The following is an 18,312-nucleotide window of genomic DNA, read 5'->3' as shown; positions in this document are numbered from 1 at the left end:
GAAAGCCTAGGACTGGGAACCCACAAAGGCTTCTGGGCCAACGACGGAAACATAAGGTTCAATAAAATAGTGGTTAGCGACTCGCAGCGTTTCTGCTGAAGTCACCCCCGCAATATTAGCCTGAAATTCCGTATCAAATTCTATCCCTAACCTTAAACATTCGTACCAGCCATAGATTTGCGCCAGTTGGGAGTTGGTTTGTTTTCCTAAAGCATATTGACCCAAGAGTTTATTTTTAGCTACTTGTAGGTCATCCGCCGTCAGGGGAATGTTGACGAGACGTTCAACTTCCGTGCGTAACCCCTCAATGGCAATATCGGTATTTTCCGGTGCAGTTCCCATGTACACGACAAACTGAGACTGGTCGAGGCGAGTGGGGAAAAAGGCGGATACATCGTAAGCTAATCCTCGTTTTTCCCGCAATTCCACAAATAATCGACTGGATAACCCGTTTCCGAGATAGGTATTTAAGACTTTTAAGGCTGAATAGTCTTCATGGTTGACCGAACTGGTTAAATAGCCCAACATGACAACGGACTGTTGGGTTTCTTGGGGGGTAATGGCGCTTTGAGGATGGGGGGTTAAGGTCGGTAAGGATAATGTCGGTAAAGGAGTTTGAGGTGCTATCCAGTCGCCAAATACCCGTTGAATTTGTTCCATCGCGGCTTCGGGGGTAATGCGTCCGGCGATGGAGATAATTAAATTATCAGGACGGAAATAGGTTTGATGGAATTCTTGGAGGTCATCGCGGCTAAGTTGAGCAACGCTGGTTTCTGTTCCCAAGGTCGATAAGGCGTAGGGATGATGTTGATACATCTGGTGTCGCAGTTGTTCAAAGGCGACGGAAAAGGGTTGTTCCCGTTGAGAGCGAATTCCCTGAATGGTGATGCGGCGTTCGAGTTCGATTTCGTCTTCGGGAAAAGAGGGAAACCGTAATAATTGACCCGTTAAACTTAAAATATCTTGAAAATCGGAAGCAACGGTTTTTAGACTGATTAAAAAATAATCCGTTGACGTGTCTGCATTTAATTTGGCCCCAACGGATTCTATTTGTTCGGCAATTTCCAAGGAGGAAAGTTGGTTGGTTCCTTTGGTTAATACAGTGGCTAATAGATGGGAAAGTCCTGATTTTTCCTGGGGTTCCCAGCGACTTCCCGTTCGTAAAAATAAACGAGTTGCAATAATATCAGCCGCCGGATTTTCGGTGACAAGCAGCACAATTCCGTTATCGAGAACGGTGCGATGGACATTACGAATGGTGGTAGATGGAATTAAAGTTTGGGTCACAGTTCCTCTATTTTCCTTTGTGGTTGGGGAATTAAGATCGGCGTTACTGCATTTTTTATCACAAATTGACCTATTATGTAATCCGTGATTGTTCGGAATTATTTTTTGATGCTGAACATCCGTATAACTGAACCCAGTACAATCCTCTGTAATCATACGGTTGTTTAGGATACAATTTTTTAAATTTATCCGTACTCTGACGCAAGGAATCAGTTTTACTCTTATTTCTCAACATCTTAAAAGGGTTAAATTGAATTCAATTTAACCCTCTAGGTAAAACTTATTTTTGCTGTTCAATAATTCCCCCTCCTAAGACTAAATCTCCGTCATACCAAACCGCAGCTTGACCCGGAGTAATCCCAAAGATAGGTTCATCAAAAATTAGTTTAACGCCAGAACCGATTTTCGGATCAATTTCTTCTGCTTCTGGGGAATTAAGGGGAACAACGGTAACAGGTTGCGGTTGCGACCGATAGCGAATTTGTACTTCAGCACGAATGGGGTTATCCGGTGGAGAAATCGACACCCAATTGACTCGTTTAATCAGACATTCTGTTTGTACCGCACTGTCTCTATCCCCAACAATCACTTGATTTCGACCCGCATCAATTCCGACAACATATAACGGATTGGGGGCAGAAATTCCTAATCCTTTTCGTTGTCCAATGGTATAATGATGAATGCCTTCATGGTGTCCTAAAACTTTCCCCGTTGTATCAACAATATCGCCTTTTTTCCCGGTAATATATTTATCCAAGAACGCTTGCATAGAACCACTGGCTTCCACTAAACATAAATCTTGGCTTTCGGGTTTGTCGGCGGTTTTTAAGTTATATTGACTGGCAATTTTACGGGTTTCGGTTTTGAGGACTTCTCCCAAGGGAAATAGAGTTCCAGCCAGTAAATCTTGAGTTAAGTCGTATAAAAAATAAGACTGATCTTTATTGGAGTCTACGGCTCGTTTTAATTGATAGCGATCGCAAGTTTTATCATAGTCTATTCTAGCATAATGACCCGTTGCAATCCGTTCAATTCCTAACTGTTCACGGGCATAATTTAACATCGGCCCAAATTTCACAGCGCGATTACATTGAGAACAAGGTAAGGGTGTAATTCCGTCTCGATATCCATCCACAAGATAGTCTACAATATAGGTTTGAAATAACTCTCGACTATCAACAATATGATGAGGAATTCCTAATTGTTCACAAATAGATGCCGCATCCACCATTCCTTCAGAACAACATTGTCCTTTTCCCTTCATTAACCACAGGGTTAACCCCACCACCTCATAGCCTTGGTTGTGTAACAAGGCGGCGGCGGCGGAACTATCGACTCCACCGGAAAGACCAACAACAACTTTGCTCATGATCCTATCAGAATAACTTGCCAATTTCAATAAACTCACTTAACTTTAATTTTAATGTTGACTGATCTGTCAGTTCTGATGACTCTGGATTCACTAACTTGCCAACATCAATCGAACTCACTCAAACCGGGAGGACGTTAAAATGTCAGTCTATTCTATTGTAATACAGAAAAAAACAAATGGGTTGATCAATTTTTTATTGAAAATTCCCCTATTTTCTACCCTAATGCTATTGGGGGGATATGGATGGATAGCCAACCCAGTTTTAGCTGAACAACGCTATGGGGTTTATGTCAATGGTGAGAGTCCTTTATTATTAGAAGTGGTGCAACAAGTTCAACCCGGAGCGATGGTGCAACGCTATAATAATCGTAGCATTATTGATCTAGGAATTTATTTTAATCAAAGTGAAGCTCAACAACTGATTGAAACCTTAAAACAACAAGGCGTTCAAGGGAATATTATTAACTTTAAAACCGGAGAAGATTTTAATAATCCGGTAACGGTAAATCCGATGATTATTCCCCTAGACCAAACGAATGTAAAAGTGATTACCACTTCTATTCCTCCCGGTCAAGTTCCGGTGACAACGGATTTAGGATTGTATCAAATTTTTGTCAGTCCGACAACGACTTCTTTAAGTGCTGTCCGACAAATTTCTCCGAATGCAACAACTTTAAATTATCAAGGGCAATCTGTGATTCAAGCGGGAAGTTTTGTTAATTTGTCTAATGCCAATCAACTCCAACAAAGGTTAGCTTTATCGGGAATTTCTTCGACCATTATTAATAGTACAGCACAATTACAAGCGTTTTTAGCCAGTATTCCCACAATTCCTAATCCGCCAACTCAGCCTAATTTTAATTTAGGTTTAGGCAATACTAACGGTTATTTTATTTTAATTCCCAGTCAACGGAATCAACTGGTTACTATGGCTCAAAATATTGTCGCCTTGGGTGTTCCTTCTCAAAGTGTTCAGATGCAACAAGCCGCTTCTAATCCTTTCGTTGCTGTTGGCCCCTTTGCCAATCAACAGTTAGCACAACAATGGGAAAATTACCTCAAAAGTTCAGGATTACCTCGTGCTACGATTTATTTTGGGAGATAATTTTGGGCGGGAAAACCCCGCCCCTACGATATTATAATAGGGTAATATTACATAGTTTATAATGTTATGAATTCTGAAATAAGATCCGAAAAATTTCAACAAATTGTTGTCACCGCAGAACAAATGCGAACCCTTGAAAACCGGATTTTTTCTGCGGGAATGCCTGTAGCTGCGTTAATGGAAAAAGTGGCTCTTAAAATTACCCAACGCTTACAGAAATTTTTATCGGAAAACTCAATAACCTCCTCGAATAAAATCGGGATATTAGTAGGGCCAGGACATAATGGTGGTGATGGGTTAGTTGTCGCTAGAGAATTGTATTTTCTGGGTTATTCTATTATTATTTATAGCCCTTTTTCTAAACGAAAAGAATTAACGGAGGCTCATGCTAACTATGCCATTAGTTTAGGAATTCCTAGGGCTTCTAATATTGAGGAATTACAAACCTGTGATGTGTTAATTGATGGCTTATTTGGATTTGGTTTAGAACGACCTATCACTGGAGAACTTGCTAACGCTATTGATACCATTAACACTTGGAATAAATGGGTTATTAGTATTGATTTACCATCAGGAATTCATACCGATACGGGAGAAATATTAGGAACAGCTATTCGCGCTGATTTAACTCTGTGTTTAGGGTTATGGAAACAAGCCTTTTTACAAGAGGTCGGATTAGATTATATAGGAATAGCAGAACGGATTGATTTTGATATTTCCTTAACAGATATTACCGCAATTTTAGGGGAATCTCCCTTTCTAAATCGGATCACTTCCTCAACAGCAATTCACAGTTTACCTCTCCCCCGTTCTGTTAATTCCCATAAATATAAAAACGGTCATTTATTAATCATAGCAGGTTCAAAACAATATACAGGAGCCGCTATTTTAGCCGGACTAGGAGCCAGAGCAAGCGGGATTGGAATGTTATCCATTGCTGTTCCGAATTCGATTAAATCCTTACTCAGTTCGACATTACCCGAAGCCTTAATTATCGGTTGTCCTGAAACCGAAAAGGGAGCTATTCTCAAACTTCCAGAAGACATCGATTTAAGGCGGTATCAAACTATTGCCTGTGGCCCTGGATTAACCCCAGAAGCTCAACCTATTGTCGAAACGATTTTAACAGCAAATTGTCCGATTATTTTAGATGCAGATGCTCTCAATATTTTATCTAAACTCAATCCCTTTTTTACCCTGTCTTCTCGTCAATCTCCCACGATTATAACCCCTCATTTAGGAGAATTTAAACGTCTGTTTCCTGAATTAATGGAATTAGAAAACAATAAAATAACTTTAGCCAAACAAGCCGCAGAATTAACCCAAACCATTATTGTCTTAAAAGGAGCAAGAACCTGTATTGCTACCCCGAATCAAGTTTGGATTAATCCTGATAGTACCCCTGCTTTAGGTCGAGGCGGAAGTGGTGACGTTTTAACGGGATTAATAGGAGGGCTGTTACCCCCTATCATTTTAGCCGAAAAACCTGTAGAATCAATTGTTAATAGTGCAGTTTGGTGGCATTCTCAAGCTGGAATTCTAGCAGCAAAAGAACGCACGGAATTAGGGGTTGATGCCTCTACCTTAACCCAATATTTAATTCCCGCTCTAATACCGTTTATAAAAACAAGATCATAGGAAATAAGTTACGATGAAATTACAAGTTTTAGAACATACTGTTTTTAAGCTTCATCCTATTGCTGCTGAAGCAATTTCTGATAATGAGAAAATCTGCGTTCATTGTGATACAATATTTGAGATATACAGTTATTCGGAGGCAGAAGAAAACCATTTACAGGTTAACTTCTTATCTCCCAAACCCAAAAATATGACCACTTGGTTTGTTCTGGCTCATCAAGTTAAACTCTTAGAAACCGATGAAGAATTAACCGCCTCCCGTTCAGTTTCTTCGGCTTCCTTTGCTGCTTCTAATTCCGAGTGGATATGGCCGATGACAGGAACCAGTATGGGGTCAAGGGCAGAATTTGGTTATGCGAGAGGCAGACTTCATGCAGGAGTTGATATTGGCGGATATACCCCTGATGAATGTTATGCAGCTAGTGATGGTATTGTTGATTATATTAAAAATGATTGCAGTGGTGCAGAAGGTCGGGCAATTTATATTAAACGTTCTAATGGTTGGGAACACGTTTATTTTCATTTACAATCGATTCGGGTTAAAGTGGGTCAAAATATTACCAAAGGTCAATTTATAGGAATCCGGGGAGGTTCAGGGTTTGGGTATGAAGGATTAGAAATTGATGGCGGAGGCTATTCCATTCATCTGCATTTTGAAGTCCGTCAACCCAACGGTGAATCTATTAATCCCCGTTCTATTTTACCCGATGATGGCAGTGTTCCCATTGTCGGTTAAATTAACTTCTGAGCGATAAAATCTAACAAAATCTTTTGATGAGGAGTTCCGATTAACCTCACCATTCCGGCTTTGTGAGAATAACATTTTCCAGCTTTAATATCCTCGGTGGTTAATAACCCCATATCCCATCCTTCATTTAAGACTAATTGACTTAAATCAACCGTTAAAGGAGCATAAAAAACAAAACGATTAACCTGAGAATCACCATACTCTTTAAACAGAACTAAATCAGAAACTTGATAACCAATTTCTTCAATTAATTCTCGTTTCAAGCATAATTCTGGCGTTTCTTCCCCTTCCAAATGTCCGCCAAATAATCCCCAAACCCCCGGATGAACAATGCCAGGAATATTATCTCGCAATTGAAATAAAAACTTTACATCTCGATAAAGAATTGCCAAAGAAACTTGAATCATAATTATCAGTCATCAGTTATCAGTTATCAGTCATCAGTTATCAGTCATCAGTTATCAGTCATCAGTCATCAGTCATCAGTTATCAGTCATCAGTCATCAGTTATTCTCGTTTAATTTCTTTAAGATAAACTTCTCCAATATCTTTACCTTTCATATCTTTCAGTAAAATACTTTTATATTCGACTTTACCCTGAATTAATAAGTCTTGGTTAAGGGGGGGTAAGGGTTGAGTTGTGAAGACCCAAATAGAACCTGTATTATCTTGGAGTTGATAAGCACCTGCACCTAAAAATGGTGCATGGCTTTGAACTTTACCTCGTAGATAAACTTTAGCACCGATTTTCTGCCGTTGTTGAAGCTGATCAATTTTAGCGGTGTTCAAATTAATCCAAGTTTCCGAAGGGGTAATACTCCCACAACCGACTAATCCGGTCACAAATAGTAGTACAATACTCAGGGGCAACCTTGGGGTGAACTTCACTGGAAATGCAAGGGTCATAGAGTCTGGAATCTAAAATAAAATTCTTTTCTCAAGCCTATAACCTTTCGTGAGAAAAAGATTAAATTTATAGGTAAAATTATCTCCAATCCTAGCTTAACTGCTAAAAATAGAGACGATTGCAATAGAGTGAACGACAAGACAACGAATTATGGATAATCTATTAGACGGTAAATCTACAGCGAAAAAAATCCAAGCTGAACTTCAAGAACAAGTCCAAACGTGGGAAGCGAAAGTAGGGCGTCCTCCCGGTTTGGCGGTAATTATGGTGGGAGATAACCCAGCCAGTGCGGTGTATGTTCGCAATAAAGAACAAGCTTGTGCTAAGGTTGGTATTGCTTCCTTTGGTCAACATTTTCCCGCAGAAACTTCTCAAGAAGAACTCACCCAAACGATTCATACCTTGAATCAAAATCAACAGGTGGATGGAATTTTAGTACAGTTACCTTTACCTCCCCATTTAGATGCTGTTGGGTTATTGTATGAAATTGATCCCCAAAAAGATGCTGATGGTTTACACCCGGAAAATTTAGGACGGTTAGCCAGAGGAGAAAAGGGGTTAAGAAGTTGTACTCCCGCCGGAGTTATGCGACTATTTGAAGAGTATAATATTGAGTTAAAAGGCAAACACGCCGTTGTTTTGGGTCGTAGTATTTTAGTCGGAAAACCGATGGCGTTAATGCTCTTAGAAGCAGATTGTACCGTAACAATTGCTCATTCAAAAACAAAGGATTTAGCAACAGTTACCCGTGATGCTGATATTGTAGTGGGAGCCGTTGGACGTCCGCAAATGATCACGGCGGATTTTGTGAAACCCGGTGCTATTGTTATCGATGTTGGGATTAATAAAATTACCGATGCTAACGGTAAATCTCGCCTCGTCGGGGATGTCGATTTCAACAGTGTTCAACCTATCGCCCAATATATTACCCCAGTTCCCGGTGGTATTGGCCCCATGACCGTTGCGATGTTATTACAAAATACCTTCTGGAGTTATTTGGAAACAGTCAGGGGTTGACCTGGATGGTTAACGGGTAGGGGGCGGGATATGGGTCTAAAAGTAGGCTCTCAAACCCCTATTCCCCTGTCCTACTGTTTCCGGGTGTAACGATGTTTTACTCCTAGGGGAAAATATTCAGGATCTCCGGTTAATTTAAGGGTAATTTGAGGGGTTTGATATTCAGGGGGTACATAATTAGCAAATTCGCTATTGAGGCGCTTTAATTGAGTTAAAATAGAAGTGGCGATCGCTTCTTTTTTATCTTCTGTTTCTTCAACACCGGGAGCTAATTCTACCACCACTGACAGAAATCGATTTTGATCAGAATCTTCTATCACAGACATGACAAATTTACCCGTTACCCACTCTTTTATTAAAGGTTGTTCTAACCCTACAGTAACATTTTCAGGATAAATATTTGCCCCAAAATAGGATATTACAAATTGCGATCGCCCAAACACAAACACAAACGGTAATTGATGAATGCCTCGATTTCCTAATTTCTGTAATTCTAAAATAGGGTCAAAATTATATTGTTTTAAAAAGTCTAACATCTCCTGAAATTGAATAATTCCTCCTTGATCTGCAATATGATAACGGATTAAAGGAATGCCATTATCTCCTGAAAATAATAACGTTCCCGTTGTCGAATCTTCCTGCTTTTGGACTTCAAAAAATCGACTTTTGGGGTCATATTGTACTAAAGTTGGTAATCGAGATTCTCCAAATAATTGTTTAGCACTGTCTGGATTTTCAGCCAAGAATCGACGAATACAAATACTTAACGGGGTTTCATTCCCTAAAACCCCTGCATCTGCTGTGCCATATAAGCTTGCCGAATCATAATACGGTTGTGTTGAGCCAACTCGTTCCCCGACTAAACTGCGCCATTCTTCACTAAAAACCTCTCCTGCAAAAACTAATTTAACGTGATATTTTTGCCATTCTATCCCTTCAGCAATTCCGGTATCAATAATATCTTTAATAAACGGAGGATAGCCTAATAAAACCACCTGCTCAAACTGTTCCCCTAATTCTCGAATTACTCGAAAGATTTCTAATTTTTGGTTTCCAGGGGTAATAACCGTAATCGGATAACCTTTTGTGGCTAAATGACGACAACAAGCCGTTGTATACAGTCCGCCAACCCAGGTTCCCAAGGTAAAACAAATAACCGCTAAAGTCCGACGTTGATCCCCTTGAAAACTATCATAAAAAATCTGTTCAAACCGAGTGGCAATTTGCAATTCATCACTCATAAACCGGGGCCAAAATGTCGGGTTTCCCGTGGAACCAGAAGAAACAGCAATTAAATCACAGGTTTCTAATTGACCATAACGACACAATTGGGATAATGAATAGGAGCGTAAATAATTTTCTTTAGTAATTACAGGAAGGGTTTGAAAATCTTCAAGGGTTTGAATGTTAGGAATAGACTGATAATATTCTGCTAAAAATCCTTGATAAGCTGGAACAGTTGTGACAACCTGTTGAAATAATTGTAAAACAGAAGTAACCCCTCTATCTGGCGAGGGTTGAATTAAATCAGATAAGGGTGTAGATAAAAAGCCGTTTAACGCTGAAATTGCCCGTTGGCGTTGTTCGTCTCTGAGTTGACCCATGTTACAGTCCCAATAAATTGCTACTCTCAATTTAGACAGATTTGAACCGTTTAACACTCCTTTTTTACCCTAACAGCGAATGAGTCAATTAATTTACCCCGGTATTGTTCTGAGAAACCATTACACCATTGTCCGTGAGTTAGGACATGGAGGTTTTGGACGCACCTATTTAGCACAAGACCAACATCGGTTTGATGAACTTTGTGTTTTAAAAGAATTTGCCCCCCAGGTACAAGGAAGTTTTGCCTTAAAAAAATCTCAGGAATTATTTGAACGGGAAGCAGAAATTCTTTATAAATTGAAACATCCTCAAATTCCTCAGTTTCGAGAGTTATTTCGAGAAACCATTGATAATAAAGGCTATTTATTTTTAGTCCAAGATTATGTGGAAGGATTGAATTATCGGAGTTTATTGAATCAACGGTTACGCCAAGGCTTGCCCTTTACTGAAGCAGAAATGATTCAATTTTTACTCCAACTGTTACCCGTTTTGGATTATATTCACAGCTATGGTGTGATTCATCGAGATATTTCCCCTGACAATATTATTCAACGTCAATTAGACGGTTTACCCATATTAATTGATTTCGGGGGTGTTAAATTAATTCAAGCTAAAGTTGAATCAGAATTAGCCGCACAACAAGGTCAAAATCCAACCCCCACTCGCTTAGGAAAAGTTGGGTATGCTCCCGATGAACAAATGCGTTTAGGAAGGGTTTATCCCCACAGTGATTTATATGGGTTAGCAGCCACCCTATTTGTGTTATTAACAGGGAAGGAACCTCAACAATTAATTGATCCTCAAACGTTAATTTGGAATTGGAAAAAATACACAAATTTAAGCCCAGAATTTGGGGCTATTTTAGAGAAAATGTTAGCGTATCATCAAAGCGATCGCTTTCCATCGGCTCAGGATGTTCTAGCAGCACTTTCAACCCTAAATTCTCCCCTAACTCAGTCTTTGCCAAAACCCTCGACTCCCCTGACTCAGGGAACAGTTTCCTTAACCCAAAACCAAAGTTTATCTCCCCAAGTTTCTCCCACTCCAGGAAGAATATCTGCGGGTCTTAAAATGCCTTTATTAATATTTGTTTCAATTTTAATCCTGGGAGGGTTCGGGTGGTTAGGAGGACGCTATTGGTTAAACCATTATGCAGATTTATATCAAATTCCGGGGACAGAACAAGAACGACAAGAAGCCTTAAGGGATGAAAGACGTTTATTAGGGATTAATTTTAACTTTTTTGTTAATTTAGTGAATGAAGAATTTTATACTCGCTATCCTGAACAACAAGGAAGAACCTTAACAGATAGTTCCTCCGATGCCATTTGGCGACAACGATGGCATCAAATTGCCGATGAATTCTTGCAACGTCTGGGACAATTAAGTGAGGAATCTCGGCTGAAATTAGGAACCTATCGTTTGGATGATCTTGATCACTGGAAAGCCACCGTTAATCAGTTACAATTAAGTAGTCAATCCTTGTATGATTTAGCAGATGCCAAATTTTTCTATTTATTTCCTGAACAATCAAGAACCGCCAATTTATTAGAGTTGCCCATAGGACAAGTTTGGCAAGCTTTTACCGATGATGTTGTTCATCAGTTACAAGCGGGATTAACTTGGGAACGAGTGGAATTTGCCTCGCAAAAAACTCGAAAAACGTTAAAAGAAACCCTAAAACCCGGAGAAGGAAAAGCCTATATTGCTCGCTTTAATAAAAATCAAGTTTTGCAAGTGCATCTCAAGTCTCCAAAACCCTCAACGTTACTTTCAATTTATACCCCTGGTATAACACAAAAATCCCAATCTTTATTAGAAGATTCTCCTAAGACTCGTTGGTCAGGTCGCTTGCAGGAGTCTGGCGATTATGAATTTGTAGTTGTGTCTAACTCTTCTCAACCTTTTGAGTATGAGTTAACCCTAGAAACTCGTTAACACCTTTTCTCTTCTGATTAAGGGTATTCAAACGAACTAAAAATTGATCCGGTTTTTGCCAAAATTAAACCGATGTAATCATTGATGTTCAGATTCTTAGTAACACCAGACTCTATGAGATTCTAAAGGATATTAAACCCTATGAAAAAAATAAAAGTTGGTCTTTTATATTCCTTAAGCGGAACCATGGCAATGAGTGCAACCCCCTTGTTAGAATCAACCTTAATGGCAATTACAGAAATTAATGCTCAAGGAGGGATTTTAGGATATGAAATTGAACCCTTAATTGAAGATGGTGCGTCTGATATTTTAGTGTTTGAAAAAAAAGCCCAAAAATTACTAGAAATCGATCAAGTCAGCACAATATTTGGCTGTTGGACATCGGCTTCTCGAAAAGCAGTAAAACCTTTAATGGAAGAATATAATGTTTTACTTTGGTATCCTGTTCAATATGAAGGGTTAGAATCTTCTCCTAATATTTTTTATACCGGTTCCTGTTTAAATCAACAAATTCAACCTGCGGTGAGTTGGGCACTCCAAAACCTAGGAAAACGATTTTATTTATTAGGTGCAGATTATGTATTTCCTCGGACAGCCCATAAATTAATTAAATCCCTTCTGAAACAAAAAGGCGGAACTGTTGTTGGAGAACACTATTTTACTTTGGGAGATCAAAGATTTTTCGATATTATTGATGAAATCAAAAATTTAAAACCCGATGTCATTTTTAATACTTTAAATGGGGATAGTAATTTCTATTTCTATCAAGCTTATTATGAAGCTAGAATTTCACCCTCAGAGATGCCCATTGTAGCAGTGAGTGTTTCAGAATCAGAGGTTCAGAGTATGGGTGAAGCGAGTGTGGGTCATTATGCTTGTTGGAGTTATTTTCAAAGCTTAAATAGCGCCCATAATCAAGAATTTGTGAATAATTTTAAAGCTTTATATGGAACCGAGCGAGTGACTTCTGACCCCATTGAAGCTGCTTATTTTCAAGTTTATCTTTGGAAAAATGCTGTAGAAAAAGCCAATAGTTTTGAAACAGATCTTGTTAAAAAAGCTGCTTATGATCAAACCTTTGAAGCACCGGGAGGACGGGTTAAAGTTGAATCTAACCATCATTTATGGAAACATTGTTATATGGGTCGAGTAACCGAATCTAAACAGTTTGAAATTATTTGGAAAAGTCCCGATTTAATTAAACCTTTACCTTGGTTAGGAGTGGAGGAGTTAAAAAATTTTCTGCAAGCGGATTTAGTGATTGATATGTTAGCAGAAGTTTCTCAAGGGATTCAATATAGTTGTTTATTAGAAGCCAATAGCCGACGCTTAGAATTGACGATGCAACAATTAAAAACCGAAATTGAAGAACGTCAACGGATTGAAATTACGTTACAAGAGGTTAATAAAGAATTAAAACACATGGCAATTACAGATAGTTTAACTAAATTAGCCAATCGATATTGGTTTAATGAATGTCTAAAATCTGTATGGAATCAACATTTAATAACTGAAACCACTTTAGCATTAATTTTATGCGATATTGATTACTTTAAAAACTATAACGATACCTACGGCCATCAAAAAGGAGATGACTGTTTACAACAAGTAGCTCAAGCGATTAAAACAGCCGTTAGAAATGGGTTTGACGTGGTGGCGCGTTATGGTGGAGAAGAATTTGCGGTTATTTTACCCCACACCGCCTTATTTGATGCCTCACAAGTAGCAACTCGAATTAATATGGAAGTGCAACAACTTCAGATCCCTCATAAGACTTCTTTAGTCGAGAAATATGTTACAGTGAGTTTAGGGGTTGCGAGTCAAATTCCTGAGTTACAGTCTTCTCCTGAAGTGTTAATTTCTGAAGCGGATAAAGCCCTTTATAAAGCTAAAAATAATGGCAAAAACCAATGGTGTTTACATTATATTAGTGAACAGGGAACAGCTTAACTGGGAACAGGGAACAGGAGGAAAAGGAGGAAAAGGAGGAACACAAGTCTAGGTTTGCTGTATTAGTCTTTGCCACCACTGTTATAACTAATAACTGATCTAATTTTATTTTAAATTAAGCCGAACGTCGTTCTAACAGCAAGTTTTGTTCTGGGTGAATCGAATTTATCCAACTCGGAAGAAAGGTTTTTAACCATTTTTCCCCCTGAGTTCCATACAAATGATGTTTATGAAGTTGTTCCGTTAGAGATTGGCTTCCGGGTAAGGTTAATTGTTCCCTTCCTCGCTCTATCCACCGTTTCATTAATTCTTCAGTCATTTCTGGGTGAAATTGCAAACCATAGGCCGTTTTCCCATAACGAAATGCCTGGTTAGGAAAATCTTTTCCCGTTGCTAATAAGACTGCGCCAGATGGTAATTCAAACCCTTCTTGATGCCATTGATAAACGTATTGTAGAGCGTTAAAATAACCTTGTCCTTCGACGGTTGGGGTAATGGGGAAATAGCCAATTTCTCGAATTTCTTCAGGATGAAACGAGACTTTTGCCCCTAACACTTTGGCTAACAGTTGAGCCCCTAAACAAATGCCTAAATAGGGTTTTTTGGACTCTAAAACCAGGGAAATCCAGTTCAATTCAGTCCGAATATAAGGTAACGTATTTTCATCATTGGCACTCATGGGCCCCCCAAAAACAATCACAGCCTCATGTTTTTCTAAATGATGGGGTAAAGCATCCCCCTGACTGGGAAGGCGAATATCCAATTTATAACCATAGGACGTTAGAATTTGTCCCACCCGCCCTGTTTCGGTGGTGGGTTGATGAATAATAACCAGAATATTTTTCATCTTTCTTCCTCCCGGTCGACTCCCGCCATAGCTATACTCAGCTTGGCGGTGAGAGGAAAGGGAGGGCGGGGTCTATGCAACATAGTGAATTCTTGTGGGTTAGAGAAAACCGTTGTGCCTCAGAAGTGGCGAAACTCCCCGGCATACCTGTTGGGATTACAGGATTGAGGCTACCGATATTGTTCTGGTTAGACCCGCCTCGGTAGGGCGTTTAATTGGGTTTGGGGATTTCTCCCCCTCCTATTTCTAGGGTAATGTTAGCTTGGCCAATGTTATCCAGGCTTTTTCGGCTGAGTACACTGCCTCCCAAATGGTTGTTTAATACTCAGCGACAGAGCGGAAAACTAGCTACGCATTTTCCGGTGTCGTGACCTAAATAACGGAGTCAGTTAAGACTTAGGCGGGTCAACTAGGGCTGTATTTCAAGCCCCCACTGTACTTGTACTCAAGTCAGTGGTGGGTTGTTGACAGACCTTGTAAGCGCAATACACCATTCCAACTAACGACAAGCTGAGTCCGTTATTAAACCATAAAACGGAAAGAACCCTTAGTATAGAGGGCTACTAACGAGATAGATTAATCATTCGTTTGTGTTGCTAGTATAGCCGTCTTCAAGCCATAAGCCAATAGGTTTTTCCAAATTCTGTTGTATTTTTTAATACAATTTTTGAGAAATTAATTTTTATTCACAAACAGAATTTGACAACGTTGAGATTGTATTGTCAGAAGGTTTTTAAGATTCTAATCAGGGGGGAAGGGAAATCTTTCCTAAGTTAGATGTGTATATCTGTGACAATTAGGAACAATAGGAAAGCAAGATCAAACTTGTTTAGAAGTCTTTTCATTAGGAGAGAATGCTAACAGATTCATAGCCTAATTTTTATAGGGATCTGCCCTATAACTTTAGAAATAGGAGAATAACCATGTCACGTTTTATTCAAGTTAAAAATTTTGGATTTAGCCTTGATGCAGTGATTTGTTGGCAACGTTTAACTCATGAAATGGGCAGTCCGTTAGTTGTCAATTTTTTGGGTGATCAAACTCTAAAATTTACCGATGAAGAAGCTGAACAACTTCATCAAATTTTAAATAATCATTCCATGACTTTAACAACCCGAACTTTAACACCCCATCGTCTGGAAGTCGCTTAATGATAGCAACTGTTAAGGTGATTAAGAACAAACTATAAGCTGTCCCAATTGCCAACACACTAAATCCAAGTTATAAGTGTTATGGCGGCGGTTTTTAAGGGGAGTTTGGGGTTGAAAATCTCCCATCCCCCTAATCGGTAATCTTGTCTGTTGATTTTGATTGGTTTCAATCCCTTTCAGGGATTAGTGGTTATTATAACCATTTTCTTAATAGAATAAATAGAGTACGGGGATAGAATTTGTACTGCGATTCAATATGTCAAATCAACGGTTAGGACAATTTTTAGGTGGTTTTGTCTTAGGGTCTGTCGTGGGTACGGTGGCTGGTTTGTTGGTAGCCCCTCGTTCTGGGAAAGAAACGAGAAAGTTACTCAAAAAATCAGCCGATGCCTTACCCGAACTTGCAGAAGATCTATCCACTAACGTTCAGTTACAGGCAAATCGACTGTCTGAGTCTGCATTACGCAATTGGGATGAAACCTTAATTCGGCTTAAAGAATCCATTGCAGCCGGGTTAGAAGCCAGCCAACAACAGCGACAAACCCAACAGAAGTTAGAAGTTGAAAACCATCTACCAGAGTCTCAAAAAATCATACGGGAACGTTAACAATGGGGGATTGCGCCTAAAAATCGCTATACTTTGAAGGCGAATAAACCCCAAACTGTTATTGATGGAAATCCAGTGACTGAACCTTTGTTTTGGCTGGCACTGTCGCTATTTTTTGTGGCAGTCAGCCTTACTGCTGTTGTTGTTGTTGCCTTACCTGCCTTGCAAGCCATTGCACGGGCAGCTAGAAGTGTGGAAAAATTAGCGGATACTCTCTCCCGTGAATTTCCACCGACTTTGGAATCGATTCGGTTAACCGGGTTAGAAATTACCGAACTGACGGAGGATGTTAGCGAAGGGGTACAAAGCGCGAGTCAAGTGGTTAAACAAGTGGATTTAGGCTTAGATAGCGCTAAACAACAAGCTAGAAAATTGCAATCTACCACAGGCAGTATTTTCACCGGAATTCGCGTGGCGTGGAAAACCTTTACGCGCAAAACGTCCCCCTCTGAGTCCCAACGTCGCTCAGGAAATCGTTTGTCAGGGAGTAGAAATTCCCATCAGTTCAGAGAGCGAAATATTCAACGCTTAGAACTTTATTCTGAGGCAAATTTTGAGTTAGAAGATGAAGATCCTGAAGGAAATCATCATGCTTTTAAGAAAAAAGATTATTAACACAGATTAAAAGCGGTTTGTATAGGCGATCGCATCCTTTAAATTTATGGAAGATCCACAATTATCCCCATCTAACTTAGACTTTTGGGAAGAAAAACGCAAGAAAGTAGCCTTTTATTTAGACGATATTGAAACGCCTTTGGGGAAAACCATAAATTTAACTTTAACGGGAATTATATTAATCTCCTTAGCTAGTTTTATCGCTCAAACCTATCCCCTTTATGCGAATGTTCGTTCTCGTTTAGAATTATTAGATTTTATTATTTTAATTTTATTTACTATTGAGTATGTTATTCGATTTTGGGCTGCTGAAAATAAAAAAAAATTTGTATTAGATCCTTTATCATTAATTGATTTATTGATTATAATACAAGGATCTTTAAGATTTTTAAATATTAGTTATTTAAGGATTTTTCGTTGGTTTAGAGTTCTCCGATTAATCCGATTTATTGATGTAAAAATATCTGTTTTCAGAATTCAAACTGAAGATGGGATTATTTTTGCTCGAATTATTTTTACACTATTAACGATTATTTTTATATTTTCTGGCCTGATTTATCAAGTTGAACATCCTGTTAACCCAGAAATCTTTAAAACCTTCTTAGATGCGGTGTATTTTTCCGTTGTCACCATGACAACCGTAGGGTTTGGAGATGTTACCCCCCTATCAGAAATGGGGCGATTTTTAACCATATTAATGATATTAACCGGAATAGCTTTAATTCCTTGGCAATTAGGAGATTTAATTAAACAATTAGTTAAAGCATCCAATCATATTGATACGATTTGTGTCGGTTGTGGCTGGTCAGTTCATGATAAAGATGCCCGTTTTTGTAAACGATGTGGAACCCCCTTAAATCCCTCCAACTCGTAGGGTGCGTAAGGCGAAGCCGCACGCACCAACTTATTATGAATTAACCCAACTTATTATGAATTAACAAGATTTTGGTGCGTGCGCTACGCTTACGCACCCTACAAAAACTATCATTAGTTTCGTTTTAGACTCATTGCATAGAACTTAAAAATCAGTACCTCAACAACCTAATATTCCTCGGATAGACACAACCAGTCCACCAATAATTGTTGTCAAACCACCTCCAGTAGCAACATCACCTGTGATAGCTGCTGCTATTGTTTCAATACTCGAACCAGCCATAATCATTGTAACGAGTGTGGTAGCGATTGATGCAACTGTGACACCAGCAGCAACAACCGTTACTAACCCAGCCGTAGCAACTAAACCAATAATCATTCCCCACTGTAGAGGATTGGGAGGCTGACAAGATTCAATGACATTTAGGACAACTGGAAAAATTTGTAAATTGTGTAAAAATATATCCATGTTTAATGCTTTTACTAATTAGATTTTCCAATTGTTGCAGCTAAGAAGGTGGTCATTGTACCTGTTATTACACCTATTATTCCATCTGCGGGAAGGTGGTTTGTAATTTCGTTACTAATAATAGTAGTAAGTACCCCGACGATAACTCCAACTAAAACCTGCTTACCAAAATTACTCATAACT

18 protein-coding genes are annotated in these 18,312 nt (G+C 39.0%); 10 read left to right on the top strand and 8 right to left on the bottom strand.

Annotated features, from left to right (window positions below; translation table 11 throughout):
- Nucleotides 1-6: 6 nt before the first annotated feature.
- Together IQ236_RS13095 and mnmA are read right to left on the bottom strand one after the other, a co-directional pair.
- Nucleotides 7-1,287: a M16 family metallopeptidase gene (locus IQ236_RS13095; RefSeq protein ID WP_322744143.1), complete on the bottom strand. Its 1,281-nt coding sequence runs from the start codon at nt 1,285-1,287 to the stop codon at nt 7-9.
- 280 nt (nt 1,288-1,567) lie between these two features.
- Nucleotides 1,568-2,656 (bottom strand): tRNA 2-thiouridine(34) synthase MnmA, encoded by a 1,089-nt coding sequence (mnmA, locus tag IQ236_RS13090; protein WP_193869663.1) that lies wholly within the window; start codon nt 2,654-2,656, stop codon nt 1,568-1,570.
- Nucleotides 2,657-2,798: 142 nt separating this feature from the next.
- Between mnmA and IQ236_RS13085 the strand changes: the two genes are divergently transcribed.
- From IQ236_RS13085 to IQ236_RS13075, 3 genes are all read left to right on the top strand, one after another.
- Nucleotides 2,799-3,764, top strand: coding sequence for an SPOR domain-containing protein (locus IQ236_RS13085; protein ID WP_193869662.1), 966 nt, complete (start codon nt 2,799-2,801; stop codon nt 3,762-3,764).
- Between the two features lie 66 nt (nt 3,765-3,830).
- The gene (locus IQ236_RS13080) at nt 3,831-5,402 is read left to right on the top strand and encodes an NAD(P)H-hydrate dehydratase (RefSeq protein ID WP_193869661.1); all 1,572 of its coding nucleotides are present in this window, start codon (nt 3,831-3,833) and stop codon (nt 5,400-5,402) included.
- Nucleotides 5,403-5,415: 13 nt separating this feature from the next.
- Nucleotides 5,416-6,138 carry a M23 family metallopeptidase gene (locus IQ236_RS13075; RefSeq protein ID WP_193869660.1) on the top strand — a complete coding sequence of 241 codons (723 nt, stop codon included), beginning with the start codon at nt 5,416-5,418 and terminating at the stop codon, nt 6,136-6,138.
- Here the strand turns inward: IQ236_RS13075 and IQ236_RS13070 are convergent.
- Nucleotides 6,135-6,557, bottom strand: a complete 423-nt coding sequence (locus IQ236_RS13070; RefSeq protein ID WP_193869659.1) for an NUDIX hydrolase — start codon at nt 6,555-6,557, stop codon at nt 6,135-6,137. The genes IQ236_RS13075 and IQ236_RS13070 overlap by 4 nt on opposite strands.
- A 100-nt stretch (nt 6,558-6,657) precedes the next feature.
- Nucleotides 6,658-7,056 carry a hypothetical protein gene (locus tag IQ236_RS13065; protein WP_193869658.1) on the bottom strand — a complete coding sequence of 133 codons (399 nt, stop codon included), beginning with the start codon at nt 7,054-7,056 and terminating at the stop codon, nt 6,658-6,660.
- 151 nt (nt 7,057-7,207) lie between these two features.
- Here IQ236_RS13065 and folD point away from each other — a divergent pair, with 151 nt between their 5' ends.
- Nucleotides 7,208-8,074, top strand: coding sequence for a bifunctional methylenetetrahydrofolate dehydrogenase/methenyltetrahydrofolate cyclohydrolase FolD (gene folD, locus IQ236_RS13060; RefSeq protein WP_193869657.1), 867 nt, complete (start codon nt 7,208-7,210; stop codon nt 8,072-8,074).
- A 71-nt stretch (nt 8,075-8,145) separates the two neighbouring features.
- Here folD and IQ236_RS13055 read toward each other — a convergent pair whose 3' ends face one another.
- Nucleotides 8,146-9,678, bottom strand: coding sequence for a phenylacetate--CoA ligase family protein (locus IQ236_RS13055; RefSeq protein ID WP_193869656.1), 1,533 nt, complete (start codon nt 9,676-9,678; stop codon nt 8,146-8,148).
- Nucleotides 9,679-9,757: 79 nt separating this feature from the next.
- Between IQ236_RS13055 and IQ236_RS13050 the strand changes: the two genes are divergently transcribed.
- Nucleotides 9,758-11,617: a serine/threonine-protein kinase gene (locus IQ236_RS13050; protein ID WP_193869655.1), complete on the top strand. Its 1,860-nt coding sequence runs from the start codon at nt 9,758-9,760 to the stop codon at nt 11,615-11,617.
- A gap of 141 nt (nt 11,618-11,758) precedes the next feature.
- Nucleotides 11,759-13,567, top strand: a complete 1,809-nt coding sequence (locus tag IQ236_RS13045; protein ID WP_193869654.1) for a transporter substrate-binding protein — start codon at nt 11,759-11,761, stop codon at nt 13,565-13,567.
- 115 nt (nt 13,568-13,682) lie between these two features.
- Here IQ236_RS13045 and IQ236_RS13040 read toward each other — a convergent pair whose 3' ends face one another.
- Nucleotides 13,683-14,414 (bottom strand): glutamine amidotransferase-related protein, encoded by a 732-nt coding sequence (locus tag IQ236_RS13040; RefSeq protein WP_190521517.1) that lies wholly within the window; start codon nt 14,412-14,414, stop codon nt 13,683-13,685.
- Nucleotides 14,415-15,337: 923 nt separating this feature from the next.
- Here IQ236_RS13040 and IQ236_RS13035 point away from each other — a divergent pair.
- The 4 genes from IQ236_RS13035 to IQ236_RS13020 all read left to right on the top strand — a co-directional run bounded on the left by IQ236_RS13035 (nt 15,338) and on the right by IQ236_RS13020 (nt 17,661).
- The gene (locus IQ236_RS13035) at nt 15,338-15,565 is read left to right on the top strand and encodes a hypothetical protein (protein WP_072718870.1); all 228 of its coding nucleotides are present in this window, start codon (nt 15,338-15,340) and stop codon (nt 15,563-15,565) included.
- 256 nt (nt 15,566-15,821) lie between these two features.
- Complete coding sequence (locus IQ236_RS13030; protein ID WP_190521515.1) at nt 15,822-16,172, top strand: YtxH domain-containing protein; 351 nt, start codon at nt 15,822-15,824, stop codon at nt 16,170-16,172.
- 75 nt (nt 16,173-16,247) lie between these two features.
- The gene (locus IQ236_RS13025) at nt 16,248-16,787 is read left to right on the top strand and encodes a DUF948 domain-containing protein (RefSeq protein ID WP_193869653.1); all 540 of its coding nucleotides are present in this window, start codon (nt 16,248-16,250) and stop codon (nt 16,785-16,787) included.
- A gap of 46 nt (nt 16,788-16,833) precedes the next feature.
- A complete protein-coding gene (locus tag IQ236_RS13020; protein ID WP_193869652.1) occupies nt 16,834-17,661 on the top strand; it encodes an ion transporter in 828 nt (275 codons plus the stop codon).
- Nucleotides 17,662-17,820: 159 nt separating this feature from the next.
- Here IQ236_RS13020 and IQ236_RS13015 read toward each other — a convergent pair whose 3' ends face one another.
- Together IQ236_RS13015 and IQ236_RS13010 are read right to left on the bottom strand one after the other, a co-directional pair.
- The gene (locus IQ236_RS13015; RefSeq protein ID WP_193869651.1) at nt 17,821-18,129 is read right to left on the bottom strand and encodes a hypothetical protein; all 309 of its coding nucleotides are present in this window, start codon (nt 18,127-18,129) and stop codon (nt 17,821-17,823) included.
- 14 nt (nt 18,130-18,143) lie between these two features.
- Nucleotides 18,144-18,308 (bottom strand): hypothetical protein, encoded by a 165-nt coding sequence (locus IQ236_RS13010; protein WP_193869650.1) that lies wholly within the window; start codon nt 18,306-18,308, stop codon nt 18,144-18,146.
- Nucleotides 18,309-18,312: the final 4 nt, after the last annotated feature.

This window comes from Planktothrix mougeotii LEGE 06226 (assembly GCF_015207485.1).
Lineage (GTDB): Bacteria > Cyanobacteriota > Cyanobacteriia > Cyanobacteriales > Microcoleaceae > Planktothrix.
This window is presented reverse-complemented; position numbering and strand designations above follow the sequence as displayed.